General features: G+C 72.0%; 19 protein-coding genes. 3 read left to right on the top strand and 16 right to left on the bottom strand.

Annotation, left to right across the window (positions count from 1 at the left end; genetic code table 11):
- Window positions 1-4: 4 nt before the first annotated feature.
- The 14 genes from ACQEUU_RS17025 to ACQEUU_RS16960 form a co-directional block, all read right to left on the bottom strand.
- Entirely contained in the window at window positions 5-820 is an 816-nt protein-coding gene (locus ACQEUU_RS17025; RefSeq protein ID WP_433066834.1) for a hypothetical protein, read from the bottom strand.
- Entirely contained in the window at window positions 817-1,521 is a 705-nt protein-coding gene (locus ACQEUU_RS17020; protein WP_433066831.1) for a VIT1/CCC1 transporter family protein, read from the bottom strand. Before ACQEUU_RS17020 ends, ACQEUU_RS17025 begins: the two co-directional genes overlap by 4 nt.
- Window positions 1,518-2,645, bottom strand: a complete 1,128-nt coding sequence (gene lgt, locus ACQEUU_RS17015) for a prolipoprotein diacylglyceryl transferase (RefSeq protein ID WP_433066828.1) — start codon at window positions 2,643-2,645, stop codon at window positions 1,518-1,520. The genes ACQEUU_RS17020 and lgt overlap by 4 nt, the downstream gene beginning before the upstream one ends.
- A gap of 25 nt (window positions 2,646-2,670) precedes the next feature.
- Window positions 2,671-3,423 (bottom strand): thioredoxin domain-containing protein, encoded by a 753-nt coding sequence (locus tag ACQEUU_RS17010; protein WP_433066825.1) that lies wholly within the window; start codon window positions 3,421-3,423, stop codon window positions 2,671-2,673.
- A complete protein-coding gene (locus tag ACQEUU_RS17005; RefSeq protein ID WP_433066822.1) occupies window positions 3,389-3,949 on the bottom strand; it encodes a DoxX family protein in 561 nt (186 codons plus the stop codon). The genes ACQEUU_RS17010 and ACQEUU_RS17005 overlap by 35 nt, the downstream gene beginning before the upstream one ends.
- 155 nt (window positions 3,950-4,104) lie before the next feature.
- Window positions 4,105-4,905, bottom strand: coding sequence for a tryptophan synthase subunit alpha (gene trpA, locus ACQEUU_RS17000; protein ID WP_433066819.1), 801 nt, complete (start codon window positions 4,903-4,905; stop codon window positions 4,105-4,107).
- Between the two features lie 15 nt (window positions 4,906-4,920).
- Window positions 4,921-6,141 (bottom strand): tryptophan synthase subunit beta, encoded by a 1,221-nt coding sequence (gene trpB / locus ACQEUU_RS16995; RefSeq protein WP_433071871.1) that lies wholly within the window; start codon window positions 6,139-6,141, stop codon window positions 4,921-4,923.
- A gap of 23 nt (window positions 6,142-6,164) precedes the next feature.
- The gene (gene trpC, locus ACQEUU_RS16990; RefSeq protein ID WP_433066817.1) at window positions 6,165-7,004 is read right to left on the bottom strand and encodes an indole-3-glycerol phosphate synthase TrpC; all 840 of its coding nucleotides are present in this window, start codon (window positions 7,002-7,004) and stop codon (window positions 6,165-6,167) included.
- 124 nt (window positions 7,005-7,128) lie between these two features.
- Window positions 7,129-7,560, bottom strand: a complete 432-nt coding sequence (locus ACQEUU_RS16985; protein WP_433066814.1) for a DUF2752 domain-containing protein — start codon at window positions 7,558-7,560, stop codon at window positions 7,129-7,131.
- A gap of 9 nt (window positions 7,561-7,569) precedes the next feature.
- Window positions 7,570-8,079: a CD225/dispanin family protein gene (locus tag ACQEUU_RS16980; RefSeq protein WP_433066811.1), complete on the bottom strand. Its 510-nt coding sequence runs from the start codon at window positions 8,077-8,079 to the stop codon at window positions 7,570-7,572.
- A 120-nt stretch (window positions 8,080-8,199) separates the two neighbouring features.
- Window positions 8,200-8,847, bottom strand: coding sequence for a DUF4190 domain-containing protein (locus ACQEUU_RS16975; RefSeq protein ID WP_433066809.1), 648 nt, complete (start codon window positions 8,845-8,847; stop codon window positions 8,200-8,202).
- 153 nt (window positions 8,848-9,000) lie between these two features.
- A complete protein-coding gene (locus ACQEUU_RS16970; RefSeq protein ID WP_433066806.1) occupies window positions 9,001-9,579 on the bottom strand; it encodes a Trp biosynthesis-associated membrane protein in 579 nt (192 codons plus the stop codon).
- Window positions 9,580-9,951 (bottom strand): phosphoribosyl-AMP cyclohydrolase, encoded by a 372-nt coding sequence (gene hisI / locus ACQEUU_RS16965; RefSeq protein WP_433066804.1) that lies wholly within the window; start codon window positions 9,949-9,951, stop codon window positions 9,580-9,582. It abuts the gene before it with no gap.
- A gap of 106 nt (window positions 9,952-10,057) precedes the next feature.
- Window positions 10,058-10,399: an STAS domain-containing protein gene (locus ACQEUU_RS16960; protein ID WP_433066801.1), complete on the bottom strand. Its 342-nt coding sequence runs from the start codon at window positions 10,397-10,399 to the stop codon at window positions 10,058-10,060.
- A 448-nt stretch (window positions 10,400-10,847) separates the two neighbouring features.
- Here ACQEUU_RS16960 and ACQEUU_RS16955 point away from each other — a divergent pair, with 448 nt between their 5' ends.
- The gene (locus ACQEUU_RS16955; protein WP_433066798.1) at window positions 10,848-11,243 is read left to right on the top strand and encodes an ATP-binding protein; all 396 of its coding nucleotides are present in this window, start codon (window positions 10,848-10,850) and stop codon (window positions 11,241-11,243) included.
- 100 nt (window positions 11,244-11,343) lie between these two features.
- Here the strand turns inward: ACQEUU_RS16955 and ACQEUU_RS16950 are convergent, their stop codons facing one another.
- Window positions 11,344-13,131: an ABC transporter ATP-binding protein gene (locus ACQEUU_RS16950; RefSeq protein ID WP_433066795.1), complete on the bottom strand. Its 1,788-nt coding sequence runs from the start codon at window positions 13,129-13,131 to the stop codon at window positions 11,344-11,346.
- Complete coding sequence (locus ACQEUU_RS16945) at window positions 13,128-14,954, bottom strand: ABC transporter ATP-binding protein (protein ID WP_433071870.1); 1,827 nt, start codon at window positions 14,952-14,954, stop codon at window positions 13,128-13,130. Before ACQEUU_RS16945 ends, ACQEUU_RS16950 begins: the two co-directional genes overlap by 4 nt.
- Window positions 14,955-15,070: 116 nt before the next feature.
- Between ACQEUU_RS16945 and ACQEUU_RS16940 the strand changes: the two genes are divergently transcribed.
- Together ACQEUU_RS16940 and ACQEUU_RS16935 are read left to right on the top strand one after the other, a co-directional pair.
- The gene (locus ACQEUU_RS16940; RefSeq protein ID WP_433066792.1) at window positions 15,071-15,706 is read left to right on the top strand and encodes a TIGR03085 family metal-binding protein; all 636 of its coding nucleotides are present in this window, start codon (window positions 15,071-15,073) and stop codon (window positions 15,704-15,706) included.
- Between the two features lie 215 nt (window positions 15,707-15,921).
- Window positions 15,922-16,083, top strand: coding sequence for a hypothetical protein (locus ACQEUU_RS16935; protein ID WP_270157156.1), 162 nt, complete (start codon window positions 15,922-15,924; stop codon window positions 16,081-16,083).
- Window positions 16,084-16,102 lie beyond the last annotated feature (19 nt).

Raw genomic sequence — 16,102 nt, 5'->3', positions numbered from 1 at the left:
CGCATCACGAGCCCGGCCCGGTGATCGCCACGACCCGCTGGTAGACGGGCTTCTCGGCGCCGCGCAGGGTCAGGGCCAGCGACACGTAGTCGTCCCTGGCCGTCGGCTCCGCGCCGTCGGCCCTGCCGATCCACACCAGCCCGACGTAGTGGCCCAGAGCGTAGCCGCCCGCCTCGGTGTAGCCGCCCGCGGGGAAGGCCGCCTTCTCGCTCTCCAGGGGCAGGGTCCAGCCGCCCCGGTAGAGGGTCTTGAGCGACTCGACCAGCTCGGTGGCGGCCTGCCCGTCGCGCAGGTTGAGCAGGGTGTACTGGCCGACGTAACGGCCGTCGGCGCTGAGGTAGAGCCCGCGCGCGGCCTGGCTGCACCCGGCCTCGGCCGCCTGCCCGACCAGTTCCTCGCCCCACAGCGCGGCGGAGCAGTCGGCGTCGATCGCGCCGGCGACCAGCTTGAGCCTGAGCTTCTTCTCGCCGGTGAGCGTCTTCTGGGCGAAGACCTCCTTCTCGGTGAGCGGCGCGGTGTCCTTCTCCCGGTCGGAAACCGGCTCGAACAGCTTGGGCGAGGACCAGCCGTGGAAGGTCTGCGGCAGCGCGGCGTCCGCCTGGGCCAGGGCCGCGCCCGTCCGGCGGTCGGGCGCGTAGGAGCCGAGCGAGGTCACCACGACGACGAGCCCCGCCCCGGCGGCCAGGGCGGCGACGACCGAGACGATGACGACGAGGAGCTTCTGCCGGTCGGGGCGGACCCCCAGGTCGGTGAGGAGCGGGAGCTGCCAGTCTGAGCGGGGCGTCCGGCGGCGCCTGCGGGTGCGGGGCGGTCCCGTCACAGCGACACCCCCCCGATCGCGTTGCCGAGCGCGAACGTGAGCCCGGCGGCCACGACGCCGACGATCAGCTGCCGCAGCCCCGAATACCACCAGCTGCGGGCGGTCACCGTCGAGGCCAGCGCGCCCGCGCCGAACAGGGCCGTGCACGACACCACGGCCGACACCCACAGCTCCACCGCGCCGAACAGGTAAGGGAGCAGCGGCAGCAGGGCGCCGACGCCGAACGACAGGAACGACGACACGGCCGCCACTTTCGGCTTGGGCAGGTCGTCAGGGGTGACGCCGAGCTCGCCGCGGGTGTGGAGCTCCAGCGCCTGCTCCGGGTCACGGGAGAGCTGCCTGGCCACCTCGCCGGCGAGCGCCGGCTCGACGCCCCGGTCGGTGAAGGACCGGGTCAGCTCGGCCAGCTCGTCGTCGGGGTGGCTGGCCAGCTCGCGCGCCTCCACCTCGATCTCCCGCAGCGCCAGCTCCCGCTGGCTGGCGACGGAGACGTACTCGCCGCCCGCCATGGAGAACGCGCCGGCGGCCAGCCCGGCGACGCCCGCGAGCGCGATGACGCCGGCCTCGCCGGTGCCTCCGGCGACCCCGGCGATGAGCGCGAAGTTGGACACCAGGCCGTCCATCGCCCCGAACACGGACGGCCGCAGCCAGCCGCCGGTGACGTCGCGGTGCTGGTGGTGTGCCTCCGCGCGCTCACTCATCGGCTGTTCTTCTCCTCGGGTACGGCTTCGGCCTCCTGCCCGGCGGCCCGGGCCGGGGCCACGGCCGGATCTCCGGCGGTGTCCCCGGAGGTGTCCTCGGAGGTGTCCTCGGAGGTGTCCTCGGAGGTGTCCTCGGAGGTGTCTGCGGCGGGCTCTTCAGGAGTGTCTTTTGAGGCGTCTTCGGCCGGGTCCCCGGCGGGCCGGTCGGCGGCGGGCCGGTCGGCGGCGGTCCCCGCGGCCTCGGCCTCGGGGTCGGCCTGTTCGGGCCGGTGCGCCGGGTCGGCGTCCTCGTCGGCCAGGACGTTGACGATCTCCTCGGAGGTCTTGTTCCTGGTGACCCAGAAGTAGACGAGGGCCCCGATGAACAGCGCGATGGCGGTGAACTGGTTGATACGCAGGCCGAAGAACTCCACCGCGTAGCCGATGCCGCCCACCGGGTCGATGCGCAGGCCCTCGATCCAGAATCGGCCCAGCGTGTAACCGGCGACGTAGAGGGCGAACAGCCGCCCGTGGTGCAGCGAGAACCGCTTGCCGGCGTAGATCAGGGCGAAGCCGAGCGCGACGTTCCACAGCGACTCGTACAGGAACGTCGGGTGGTAGAGCACGCCGGGCTCGCCGCCGTGCTCCAGGTCGATCTCCAGGCCCCACGGCAGCGTGGTGGGCGAGCCGTACAGCTCCTGGTTGAACCAGTTGCCCCAGCGGCCGATCGCCTGGGCGAAGGCGATGCCGGGCGCGACAGTGTCGGCGACGGCGCCGAGCGACAGCCCCCGCCGGCGGCACGCCCACCAGACGCCCACGCCGCCCAGGGCGACCGCTCCCCAGATGCCCAGACCACCTTCCCAGATGAACAGCGCCTGGATGGGCTTCTTCTCCTGGCCGCTGAAGTAGAGCTGCCAGTCGGTGATGACGTGGTAGAGGCGGCCGCCGATCAGACCGAAGATCACCGCCGGCACGGCGATGTCGATGATCGTGCCCTTCTCGCCGCCGCGAGCGCGCCAGCGGCGCTCGCCCAACCAGACGGCGACGACCACGCCGAGCACGATGCAGAGCGCGTAGGCCCTGATCGGGATGAATCCGAGATACCAGACCCCGTCGGAAGGGCTGGGAATCGAGGCTAGGGGCATGTCGGTGAGGGTAGCGGACACGGCGCTACTTGGCCGCCTCAGTGACGGTTCGGCGCAGCTCCTGCGGCGTGAACGCCACACCGTTGTCGATCGCGGTGCCGTTGACCTTGATGGTCGGCGTGCCCTCGATCTTCTGCTCGTCGCCGATCTTCTGGCTGTAGGCGAGCTGGGCCTGGGCGTACTTCTGGGAGGTGACGCACTCGGCGAAGGCGGGGTCGGTGATGCCCGCGTCCTTGCCCCAGGCGACCAGGTCGTCCGGCTTGAAGCCCTCGCCGGCCTCGCTGGGCTGGTTCTCGAAGAGCAGGTCGTGGTAGGTCATCCACTTGGCGCCCTCGGTGACGCACCGCGCGGCCGCGCCGGCCCGCACCGAGTTGGACTTGGTCGGCTCCTGGGAGAAGATCGTGATCGGGTGGAAGACGACCTTGGCCAGGCCCTCGGCGGCGAGGTTCTTCAACGTGGGGCCGCTGACCCGCTCCAACTCGCGGCAGGCGGGACACTGGTAGTCCTCGTAGACGTCGACCACCGGCCGCTCGACGCCCTCCTTGGCCATCACCACGGCGCCGTCGGGCTGCACGGTGATCGGCGCCAGCGCCTCACCGGCCTGCTCCGACTGCGACCTGCTCGCGGCGTACCACCAGCCCGCGCCGACGGCGGCGAGCGCGACCACGCCGGCCGTCACGTAGGTGACGAGCTTCTTGCGCCGCTCCCGCACGCGGTCGGCGGCGCGCTGCTGCTCGATCTTCTCACGCGCCGACTTCGCCCGGTCGCCCTTGCCCATCGCCGTTCTCCTCTTCTGTGGTCAGGTGGTCCGTCCCCGCCAGGCCCAGCGGCCGGTCGAGCGCGAAGCGCCCGGGCGGGAAGCGCACGATCCAGGCGCCCAGCAGCACGAAACCGAAGTCACGCAGGATGTCGACGAGGTATGTCGGCTCCTGCCCGGCGCCGAGCTCGCCGCCGCCGCCGAAGCAGCCGCAGTCGATGCGCAGCCCGTTGGCCCACGCCCAGGCGATGCCGAAGACGAATGCCAGCATGAGCAGCGCGGCGACCACCGCCGCGACCCTGGTCATGAGACCGATGACCAGCAGCACGCCGATCACGATCTCCGCGATCGGCAGGCCGTAGCCCACCGTCGTGGCCACCGAGTCGGGCAGCAGCTCGTACGCTCTGACCGCCACGACGGACTCGGACGGGTTGCCTATCTTGAGCCCACCGGCCACGATCAGCACCCCGCCCAGGACCAGCCGGGCGGCGGTCGTCACCCAGGGTACCGCTGATCTGGCGTTGCGTGACGCATCCGAGGCGTTCACGGGCTATCTCCTCTTCGCTGTGTACCGGGAAAGCGCACAGTATCGGGAACCATCTGATCACGCTGCCGATAAGTCTCGGCTAAGCCTCGATTGCCGCAGGTGGCCGGGGGCATGGCGAAGCTCCCCGGGTGCGCCGGGGAGCGGTCGGCGCCGGGTCAGCCGCGGGCGCGCACCCCCTGCGCCATGTCGCGGGCCAGCTCCTTGATCGCGTCGCGGCCCGCGGCCTCGTCGGGCGCGTCCAGCATGCGGCGGATGAAGGCCGAGCCGACGATGACGCCGTCGGCGTAGCGGGCGACCTCGGCCGCCTGCGCGCCGGTGCCGACGCCCAGACCGACGCACACGGGCAGGTCGGTGTGCGCGCGGGTGCGCTTGACCAGGCCCTCGGCCGCGACGTTGACCGACTCCCTGGCGCCCGTGACGCCCATGAGCGAGGCCGCGTACACGAAACCGGTGCAGCGGGCCACGACCGCCTGGATGCGCTCGTCGGTCGAGCTGGGCGCGACCAGGAACACGGTGTCGATGCCGGCCCCGGCCGACGCCTCGCACCACGGCCCCGACTCCTCGGGGGTCAGGTCGGGCGTGATGGTGCCGACGCCGCCGGCGCTCGCCAGGTCACGGGCGAAGCGGTCGGCGCCGTAGCGGTCGATCGGGTTCCAGTAGGTCATCACCAGCGTCGCCGCGCCGGTGGCCGCCACGCCCTCGACGGTGCGCAGGACGTCGGCGATGCGGGTGCCGTTGACCAGGGAGCGGTGCACCGCGTCCTGGATGGTCGGGCCGTCCATCAGCGGGTCGGAGTAGGGCAGGCCGATCTCGATGACGTCGCAGCCCGCCTCGACCAGGGCCGCGGCCGCGGCGATGGCGCCGTCCTTGGTCGGGAAGCCCGCGGGCAGGTAGCCGACGAGGGCGGCCCGGTTGTCCGCCTTGGCCTTGGCGAACACCGTCTGGAGAGTCGTCATTGGTGGTCCTGGTCGTCAGAGGTTGAAGTACTTCATGGCCGTGCCCATGTCCTTGTCGCCGCGGCCGGAGAGGTTGACCAGGATGGTCGCCCCGGGACCCAGCTCGCGGCCGAGCTCCAGCGCGCCGGCCAGCGCGTGGGAGGACTCGATGGCCGGGATGATGCCCTCGGTCCTGGCCAGCAGCGAGAACGCGGCCATGGCGGCGTCGTCGGTGACGCCGTGGTAGACGGCGCGGCCGCTGTCCTTGAGCCAGGCATGCTCGGGGCCGACGCCGGGGTAGTCGAGACCGGCCGAGATCGAGTGGGACTCGATGGTCTGGCCCTCGTCGTCCTGCAGCACGTACGTGCGCGAGCCGTGGAGCACGCCGACCGACCCGGCGGTGAGGGTGAGGGCGTGCTCGCCGCTCTCCAGGCCGTGTCCCCCTGCCTCGTAGCCGTGCAGCTGGACGCCCTCGTCGCCGATGAAGGCGTGGAAGATGCCGATGGCGTTGCTGCCGCCGCCGACGGCGGCGCACACGGCGGTGGGCAGCGCGCCGGTCAGCTCCAGCATCTGGCGGCGGGCCTCGACGCCGATGATGCGGGCGAAGTCGCGCACGATCTCCGGGAACGGGTGCGGGCCCGCGACGGTGCCGAACAGGTAGTGGGTGGTGTCGACGTTGGTGACCCAGTCGCGGAACGCCTCGTTGATGGCGTCCTTGAGCGTCTTTGAGCCGTTGTGGACCGGGACGACCGTGGCGCCGAGCAGCTTCATCCTGGCGACGTTGAGCGCCTGGCGCTCGCAGTCGACCGCGCCCATGTAGATCACGCACTCCAGGCCGAGCAGCGCGGCGGCGGTGGCGGTGGCCACGCCGTGCTGGCCCGCGCCGGTCTCGGCGATGACGCGCTTCTTGCCGAGCCGCTTGGTCAGCAGGGCCTGGCCGAGCACGTTGTTGATCTTGTGGGCGCCGGTGTGGGTGAGGTCCTCGCGCTTGAGGATGACGCGCGCGCCGCCGGCCTGCTCGCTGAAGCGCGGCACGTCGGTGAGCGTGGTCGGCCTGCCCGCGTACGTGCGCAGCAGATGGTCGAACTCGGCCAGGAAGCGCGCGTCGGAACGGGCCTCGGCGTAGGTGCGGGCGACCTCGTCGAGCGCCGGGATCAGCGCCTCGGGCACGAACCGGCCGCCGAAGATGCCGAACTTGCCCCGCACGTCGGGGTCGTCGCCGTGGACGCCGTTGCCGGCGAGGTCGGCGGCGGTCAGGATCGTGCCTTCGTTTGCCACTGCTATCCCTCTGCTCCGTGGTCGGGGCGTGTCGCGGGGTGGGCGCCGGCGGTCACCAGCGCCTCCACGGCCTTGCGCGGGTCCTTGCCGGTGACCAGGCTCTCCCCCACCAGCACCGCGTCGGCGCCCGCCCTGGCGTAGGCGAGCAGGTCGTGCGGCCCGCGCACGCCCGACTCCGCGATCTTGATGACATTATCGGGCACCTTCGGCGCCAGCTTGCTGAAGACGTCGCGATCGACTTCGAGAGTCTTGAGATTGCGGGCGTTGACCCCGATCACGCGGGCGCCGGCCGCGACGGCCCGGTCGAGCTCCTCCTCGGTGTGGACCTCGACGAGCGGGGTGAGCCCGATCGACTCGGCGCGCTCGATCAGCGACACCAGGGCCTCCTGCTCCAGGCAGACGACCATGAGCAGCGCCAGGTCGGCGCCGTGGGCCCGGGCCTCCCAGAGCTGGTAGGAGGTGAGGATGAAGTCCTTGCGCAGGATGGGGATGTCGACGCGGGCGCGCACGGCGGCCAGGTCGTCGAGGCTGCCGCCGAACTTGCGCCGCTCGGTCAGCACGCTGATCACGTGGGCGCCGCCCGCCTCGTAGTCGGCGGCCAGCGCCGCGGGGTCGGCGATCGCGGCCAGCGCGCCCTTGGACGGGCTGGAGCGCTTGACCTCTGCGATCACCGAGACCCGGTCGCCGCCGAGCGCGGCGAGCGCGTCGCGCGGCGCGGGGGCCCGCCCGGCCCGCTGCTTGAGCTCGTCAAGCGACACGGCCTGCTGACGTGTGGCGAGGTCGGCACGCACCCCGTCGAGGATGTCGTCGAGGACGCTGGGCCCTTCGGTCCGCTCACTCACGCGCTTGGGGTCCCTCCGGTCGGCAGTGGGGGTGGAGACCGGCAGTTCGCAAGGCGTCCGCTCCCGGCCCCGTCTCTGCGATGGTATCGGCCCCGGTGAGGTCGGCTCGCCACAGGGGGGCCGACTAGGGAGCGAGAAACGCCCCGAACGGGAGATTGCGGACGACCCAATAGACCATCACGATCGCCAGGAAGGCCCAGAGGTAGGCGGGATGCGCGAGCGTGGTCCGCCGGGGCCTGCCCCGCCACGCGTTCACCATCCACCGGCCCCACCAGAACAGCAGGAAGGGGACCATCGCCAGGGCGAGCGGGTTCAGCCCGAGCGCCGCCACCGGGTCGAGATGGGCCAGGGCGTGGATGGTGCGCAGCGTGCCGCAGCCCGGGCAGTAGAGACCGGTCGCCCACAGGAAGGGGCAGGTCGGGTAGTTGCCCGGCTGGTTGGGGTCGATCGTGCCGACGACCGCCAGGACGGCGCCGGCCGCCGCGGCGACGCCGAGCGGCGCGAGCACTGCCTTGAGCCGGTCAGCGCCGCGCCGATCGAGGTTCGCGTCGGTCATGGGCGCATGTCAGCCGTAGACGGTGAAGCTGGCCGCGAGGATGAACCCGAAGACGATGTAGCCCACGATGACGAGGATCCACAGTGCGATGCCCGCGATCAGTGAGCGCTTCCACCAGGTCTTGGCCTCCTCCGACGCGGCCATCGCGCCCTGCATGTCACCGATCTGCCACTTCTGGTTGACCTGTGTCGACTTGACGATCGAGACGATGCCCGCGGGAAGGCAGCAGAACAGGGTCGTCAGGATGGCGGCGACCAGGTGGTTGTCCGGCGGGGTGCCGTAGCCGCCGGGCTGCTGGCCATAGCCGGGGGGCTGGCCCCCGTAGCCGCCGTGACCGCCGCCACTCGGGGGCTGCTCACCGTAGCCGCCATAACCGCCACCGCTCGGGGGCTGCTGGCCGTAACCGCCACCGCTGGGAGGCTGCTGGCCGTAACCACCACCGCTGGGAGGCTGCTGGCCGTAACCGCCACCGGGAGGCTGGGCGCCATAACCGCCGTCGCCCTGGTTTCCGTAACTCATGTCGCTTAACTCCTCATGTCGTCAGTTCGCAGCGAGGTGCGCGCGCAGCCTAGCGACAAACATTGGGCGACATGTAACAACTTTCACCTTGCGGACAACTTGTAATCGGCCTGCAAAACCTCAGTAGCCAGTGGAAGCCGCGCCCGCGAGACCCAGCAACGCCAGCCAGGCGCCTCCGAAGAGCAGCCAGAGCAGCAGCCACAGCACGATCGTGATGTACGAGGTGACGAGCCCCGCCATGGCCATGCCCTGGCCCTCCTCACCGGTCCGCTTGATCCGGGCCATCGCGATATGGCCGCAGATGGCGCCGGGGATGCTGGTGAGGCCGCACAGGACCAGACCGACGATGCCGAGCACCAGCGAGGTCACGGCCAGCCCGTTGGTGGTCCTGGGCTGGACCGGCGGACCGTAGGCGTTGTAGGGCTGGCTGTAGGGCTGCTGACCGTACCCGCCGCTGGGCGGCTGCTGACCGTAGGCGTAGGACCCGCTGGAAGGCTGCTGGCCGTACCCGCCCCCGCTGAACGGCTGCTGGCCATAGCCGCCGCCGCTGGGCGGCTGCTGGCCGTACCCGCCACCGCTGGAGGGCTGCTCACCATAGCCGCCGCCGCTCTGAGGCTGCTGGCCGTACCCGCCACCGCTGGAGGGCTGCTCACCATAGCCGCCGCCGCTCTGAGGCTGCTGGCCGTAACCGCCCCCGCTGGGCGGCTGCTGACCATGGCCGCCTCCGGGCGGCTGAGCGCCGTACCCGCCGTCGTCTCCATAGCTCATGAGCTCGGCTCCTCGTCACCGTCGGGCGGCCGGCCGGCGACCGCACGAGTTCCCATCCGCAAAGTCAACTGTGCGTACGGAAGAACCACAGCCTCGCCCCCGGCCATGCCGGTGAGGGCGGTCCCCGAGCGGATTCCCCGTCCGCAGACGAACTTAGCGCGATTCGGTGGGGTCGTCTCCCCTGTCGAGCGCATCCCACAGGGCCCTGTCCCCGTCGGTCTGCGCCCGGGGCCGGTCGGCGGCTCGCTCGTACCGGTCGGACATGCCCGCCCACCTGCCGCCACGCACCACGGCGAGGACCCCGCCGGCGAACACCAGCAGCGCGCCGAGCCCTGCGGCCACGGGCCAGCCGACCGCGAGATCCCATTCCAGCGGGCCCGCCGCGCCGAGCACGTTGTGCCGGCGCAGCCAGGTCTCGATCCCCGGCTCGGCGGTGGCCCCCCACACGGCGGCCAGGGCGCCGAGCCCGCACAGCGCCAGCAGTGACCCGACGACCCGCCGCCCGGCCCCCTTGGTGACCAGCACGGCCACCACTCCGGCCAGCCCGGCCAGCGCGAGCGGGGTCAGCACGGGGCTCAGGTCGCCGCCGGTGGGGACCGTCATCTCGCCGCTCCCCCGTACGGCGCCGATCCAGTCGCGGCCGGCGGCGAGCAGCACGAGCAGGCAGCCCGCGGCGGTCAGCGCCGCCCACAGCCACGGCTCGCGCGCCGGGGAGCTCTTCCCGGGGCCCACCTACCGCTCCGCGGGCTCGGGTGCGGCGCCCTGGACGACCCGGAGCCGGTCGGCGTCGAAGCACGTGCGGTCACCGGTGTGGCAGGCCGCGCCCACCTGCTCGACCCGGACGAGCAGCGTGTCGCCGTCGCAGTCGAGAGCGACCTCTCGGACGTACTGGACGTGTCCTGACGTGTCGCCCTTGACCCAATATTCCTGGCGGCTGCGGGACCAGTACGTAGCCCTGCCCGTGGTGAGCGTGCGATGCAGCGCCTCGTCGTCCATCCAGGCGAGCATGAGCACCTCTCCGGTGTCATGCTGCTGGACGATCGCGGGCACCAGCCCGTCGTCGTCGCGCTTCAGTCTCGCGGCGATCTCGGCATCAAGCGGCATGCCGCCATTCAACCAGCCCCGCGGCATGCCCCTCGCACTCCCCCACCCGGGCGTGCCACCGCGCCCCCGGTACGGACATGAACCGGCGACGGTGTGCCCGCGCGGGTCAGTCGAGGGCCTGGGCGAGGGTGTCGTAGATCGGGAAGAGCGGGGCCAGGTTGGTGCGCCGGAGCCGGCGCAGGACCTGTCCGTCGGGCGCCACCAGCGCCATCGTGCCGTCGCGCTCGCGCAGGACGGCCAGCTGGCGCACCAGCACGCCCAGGCCCGTCGTGTCGATGAAGGTAAGCCCGCTGAGGTCGACGACCAGGCGCGGCCCGTGTGTCCGCACCGCCTCGGCGAGGCATGCCCGCACCTCCGACACGTTGTCCGCGTCGACCTCTCCGGCCAGGCTGACCACGGTCCGCTCCCCATGCCGGCAACGCGTCATCCGCAGCACTTCCAACGCCATGCTCCTCACGCCTCGTGTGACAAGGCGACCCCCGACCGAAGCTACACCTTCTCCCGGTTCGTCACTGACTGTTTTACGGAGAACGCGGTGCGTGAGATCACTTGGGGCGGTAGTTTCGACGGCATTCCGCGGGAGGAGTGCGTCATGATCCCCCTCACCGGCCCAGCCCAGAGGGGCCCCGAATGACGCGACCGGACCTCGCAGCGCGACGTGAGCTCAACGAACCGCCGCACGGGCTGGGCTGTCGGTGTGGGCCGGGGGTGGGTGTTCGCGTCGGGTGCGAGCTGCGGCGGCGGTGACGGCGAGGCTCTGGGAGGCGGTGTGGGCGGTCTCGGTGCGGGCCGGGCTCCCGACTCGGTTGCGGTCGTCGATGCGATCGCCGGTGCGGACGTGGGCGCGGGGGTGTCGGCGGCGGAGTCGCCGGGGGCGGGCGCGTGCTCGGTGGGGAATGCGTAGGCAGGTGTTCTCGGCGAGGTTCGCGAGCGGTGGGATCACGCTGCTGCGCAGGGCCGTCATGGCCCGTGTCGCCGAGGAGGGGTGGGCGGGGCGGGGCCTGGAGGACTTCGTGGTGGTGGTCAACGAGGTCGCCACCAACGCCGTCCGGCACGGTGGAGGCGGTGGGCGGCTGCGTCTGTGGCGGCGGCACGGGCGGCTGTGGTGCGAGGTCGCCGACGACGGGCCGGGCCTGCCGCCCGGCTGGACCACCGCGACGCCGCCGCCCGCGGGGTTCGAGGCGGGCGGGCGCGGCCTGTGGCTGGCGCGGCGGTTGTGCGACCAGCTCATGATCGTGTCGGGCCCCGCGGGCACGACGGTGACCTTCACGGCCCGGCCCGGCAGCCCTTAGCCAGACCGCACCGAGCCTGCCCCGAACGGCCACAACCCGGAAACGGGCACAAACGGGTACGGACGCGAGGTCTCTGGAGCCGCAAGCCGGTGTACGGAGGTCAGGCCCGGGCGGCGGAGATCCAGGAGGCGTGCAGCTCCGCGTACACGCCAGGCTCCCGCACCAGTTCGGCGTGCGGGCCGCGCTGGACGAGCCGGCCGCCGTCGAACACGAGGATCTCGTCGGCGTTCTCCGCCGTCGACAGGCGGTGCGCGATGGTGACGGCGGTGCGGCCGCGGGTGACGCCCTCGAGGGCGCGGGCCAGGCGCACCTCGGTGGCCGGGTCCACGGCCGAGGTGGCCTCGTCGAGCAGCAGCAGGTCTGGGTCGGCCAGGTAGGCGCGGGCCAGCGCGACCAGTTGCCGCTCGCCCGCCGACAGCGACTCGCCGCGCTGGCCCACCGGGGTGTCGAGGCCGGCGGGCAGCCCGTCGAGCCAGTCGGCGAGGCCGAGTTCGGTGAGGGCGAGGGTGATCTGGTCGCGGGTGGCCGGCGGCCTGCCGTACCGGATGTTCTCCTCCAGCGTGCCGTCGAACAGGAAGCCGTCCTGCGGAACCATGACGATGCGCTCGCGCAGCGAGGAGAAGCGGATGTCGCGCAGGTCGTGGCCGTCGACGAGGACCTGGCCGGAGACGGGGTCCATGAGGCGGGTGAGCAGCTTGGCGAACGTGGTCTTGCCGGAGCCGGTCTCGCCGACGACGGCGACCCGGGAGCGCGGCGGGATGGCCACGGTGACGTCGCGCAGCACGGGCGGGCCGCCGGGGTAGGCGAACCCGACGCCCTCGAAGGAGACGGAGATCGGGCCGCGCGGCAGTTCGACGCCGTGGTCGCCGGGGTCGGCCACGTCGGCGGGGGTGTCGATGACGCCGAGCACGCGCCGCCAGCCGGCGATGGCGTTCTGCGCCTCGTTGAGCACTTCGGTGGCGGTCTGCATGGGCGCCACGAACAGCGTGATGAGGAACAGGAACGCGACCAGCTTCCCGGCCGTGATGTCGCCCCCCAGGCCGAGCCGCACGCCCAGCACGACGACGCCGGTTATGGCCAGGGCCGCCACGATCTCGGTCAGCGGGAACACGAACCCGACGATGGTCTGCGCCCTGACCTGGGCGGCCTTGTTGGCGTCCACGGCCTTGTCGATGCGCTCGGCGGTGCGCCGCTCGGTGGCGTAGGCGCGGATGACGGCGGCGCCGACGACGGACTCGCTGACGGCGGCGAGCATGTCGCCGGTGCGCTCGCGTACCCGGGTGTAGGCGGCCGACAGCCAGCGCTGGAAGCGCGGCAGCGCGATCAACAGCGGCACGAAGCAGACCCAGACCAGGAGCGTGAGCTGCCAGGAGTAGACGAACATGAGCACCGTGGCGATGAGCAGCTGCCCGAACGCCATGATGATCATCAGTCCGCCCCACTGCATGAACGTGCTGATCTGGTCGATGTCGTTGGTGACCCGGGAGACCAGGGCGCCGCGCCGCTCGGTGTTCTGGGTGAGCACCGACAGGTCGTGCACGTGCCGGAAGCCGCGCACCCGCAGCGTGGCCAGCGACGACTCGGTGGCCTTGTAGAGCCGGACGTTCATCAGGTACGCGGCCAGCGCGGTCAGCAGCACCGCGGCGGCGCACACCGCGACCATGCGGGTGATGTATGGCAGGTCGGGGGCGCCTGCGGTGATCCCGGTGTCGATGGTCTGCTGCACGGCCAGCGGCACGATGATCTTGCCGCTGGTGGCGATCGTGGCCAGCAGGAGCGTGAGGCCCAGGCCCTTGCGGAACTCGGGGGTCAGCGACAGGCCGTGCCGGACCACCGCCCAGGCGGACCTCTCGGCCCCGGCGCCGATGCGCCCGCTCGCGACGGTCATGCGCTGACTTCTTCCTCTTCGAGGCCGGCGGGCCTGTCCTTGCCGGGGCCTGGGTCCGGGCCGGCGTCCGCGTCGAGGGCGGAGCGTTCCAGCTCCTCGCGCTCGTAGGCGGTGACCAGGTCGCGGTAGCCGGGGCAGCGGTCCAGCAGTTCCTCGTGGGTGCCGCGGTCGGTGATCCGGCCGCGGTCGAGGAAGACGACCTCGTCGGCGAGCGCGATCGTGGCCATCCGGTAGGCGACGACCACGACGGTCGACGCCTCGGCCCGGTCCCGCAGCCCGTACAGGATCCTGGCCTCGACCTGGGGGTCGACGCTGGAGGTGGCGTCGTCGAGCAGGAGCAGGCGGGGCTCGCGGACGACGGCGCGGGCCAGCGCCAGGCGCTGGCGCTGCCCGCCGGACAGGGTGGCGCCGCGTTCGCCGACGCGGGTGCCGAGGCCGTCGCCGAGCCAGGCGACGAAGCCGTCGGCCTGCGCCACGCGCAGCGCCTCCCACACCCGCTCGTCCGTGACGGGCAGGTCCAGCGCGATGTTGCCGCGTACGGTGTCGTCGAACAGGAACGTCTGCTGGGGCACCAGCGCCACGGACCGGGCGACCGCGCCGTAGGGCAGGTCGCGCAGGTCCACGCCGTCGAGCCGGATCTGGCCGGAGTCGGGGTCGACCAGGCGGGCCAGCAGCTGCACGAGCGTCGACTTGCCGGAGCCGGTCGGCCCGACCAGGGCGACGGTGCGCCCGGCGGGCACGTCGAAGGTGACGTCGTGCAGCACCTCGGCGTCGCCGTAGGCGTAGGAGACGTCCTTGACCTCCAGCGAGGCGGCGCCGTCGGCCCGCGGCGCGGCCTCGCCGTAGGTCATGGAGCCCTCGGCCTCCAGCACGGCCTGCACCCGGCTCCAGCCGACGACGCTGCGCGGCAGTTCGGCCAGCACCCAGCCGAGGGCCCGGATCGGGAACGACAGCAGCGTGAACAGGTAGGCGATCTGGACGAGCTGCCCGGAGTCGATCGAGCCGGTGGACATCCGCAGCGCGCCGACGGCGAGGACGGCGAGCACGCCGAGCGTCGGCAGCGCCTCCAGCATCGGGTCGAACAGGCCGCGCACCCTGCCGACGGCGATGTTGGCGTCGCGCAGCTCGTGGGCGCGGCGGCGGAACCGGTCGGTCTCCAGTTCCTCCCTGCCGAGGGTCTTGACGACGAGCGCGCCGTCGAAGCTCTCGTGGGCGATCTCGCTCACCTCGGCCCTGAGCTGCTGGGCGCGGGTCGCCAGGGGGCTGAGCCGGCGCTGGTAGACGAGGTTCAGCAGCGCGATGGCCGGGAAGATCAGAAAGCCGACCAGGGCGAGCATGAGGTCGGTGAGCAGGATGCCGATCGCCGCGGTGAACAGCATGACGACCACGCCGACGGCCATCGGCAGCGGGGCGAGCGGCCCCCAGGCGGCCTCGGCGTCGGAGCTGGCGTTCGACAGCAGCTGGCCGGTGGGGTGGCGGTGGTGCCAGGCGAGCGGCAGCCGCAGGTACTGCTTGGTGACGTCGCGGCGGGAGCGGGCCTGCATGCGGTACTGCATGAGGCCGGCCAGGATGCGCCGCCCGGCCACCCCCAGCGCCTTGAGCAGGGCCGTGCCCATGATGAGCAGCACCCCGGTCCAGAGCGTCCCGGACGCGACCTGTCCCCGGTCGAACGCGGGGAGCACGACGTTCTCGGTCGCCCACCCGAGCGCCCAGGCGGAGGCGACGGTCATCCCTCCGTAGACGGCGCTCGCCAGCACGGCGAAGGTGAACACCACCTTCTCGGTGCGGATGGCCACCCCAAGGACGCGCAGTCCTTGACGCATGACGGCCGAGGTGACCTTGTTCGCCACTCGGGAAATTCCTTTCAGCGCCTGACTTTTCTACGTAAGTCACTATCACGTCTGATCGCCCCGTTATTCCCACAGGTAAGGTTGACGATGTGACTCACGCCCGTAGCGAACGCGCCGCCCTCTGCGACCTGCTCGACCGGCTCGGCCCGGGAGAGCCGACGCTCTGCGCGGGCTGGGACACCTATGACCTGGCCGCCCACCTGGTGCTGCGGGAGCGCCGCCCGGACGCGATGCCGGGCATCGCGCTGCCCGCGCTGGCCGGCCGCACCGCCTCCGTGCAGCGCGCGCTGAAGGCCAAGCACCCGTTCCCCGAGCTGGTCGGCCTGGTCCGCAAGCCGGGCGGGGTGTACCGGCTGCCGTTCCTCGACACCGCCGTCAACACGATCGAGTACTTCGTCCACCACGAGGACGTGCGCCGCGCCCAGCCGGACTGGGCGCCGCGCGAGCTGCCCGCCGACCTCGAGGACCTGATCTGGAAGCGGCTGTCGGGGATGGCGAAGATGATGCTGCGCCGCTCCCCCGTCGGCGTGGTGCTCCATCGCCGGGGCGGCGGCGCCAGGTCCGTCGTCCTGGGCGGCGGCCAGCAGGGCCCCAAGGTCGAGGTGAGCGGCCCGGCGAGCGAGCTGCTGCTGTTCTGCTTCGGCCGGCAGGCGCATTCCAGGGCCGAGATGACCGGCGACGCCGAGGCGGTCGAGCGGCTCAGGAGCGCCCGGCTGGGCGTCTGACCGGCGCCGCGCCATGGTGACCATTGTCACGGTGCACGCTCACCTGGGCTGCGCGAAAACCCCTGCGCATAAGCCGCTCCCGCGACGCCGGCAGGCCGTAGCATGGGCTACGAACAAGCCCCCCGGTTAGGATCATGAACATCTTCACAGAAGATGCAAGGTGATCGCCCAGATCCGGGTATATACGGCTGGGAACGGACTGCAGGAGGCCCCCCATGCAGGTCAAGAAGGTGCTCACGTACGTGTTGGTGGCGTTCGTAGTCTTCTACCTGTTCACCCGGCCGGCCGACGCCGCCGCCGCGGTCAACGGAGTGTTCGACGGAATCATCAACGGAGCCAATCAGCTGGCCGTCTTCTTTACCAACGTCTTGACCTGATAGTCGGTCCTGTCTGCGC

Origin of the sequence: Nonomuraea sp. CA-218870, from assembly GCF_050936535.1 — a bacterium.
Classification (GTDB): domain Bacteria; phylum Actinomycetota; class Actinomycetes; order Streptosporangiales; family Streptosporangiaceae; genus Nonomuraea; species Nonomuraea corallina.
This window is presented reverse-complemented; position numbering and strand designations above follow the sequence as displayed.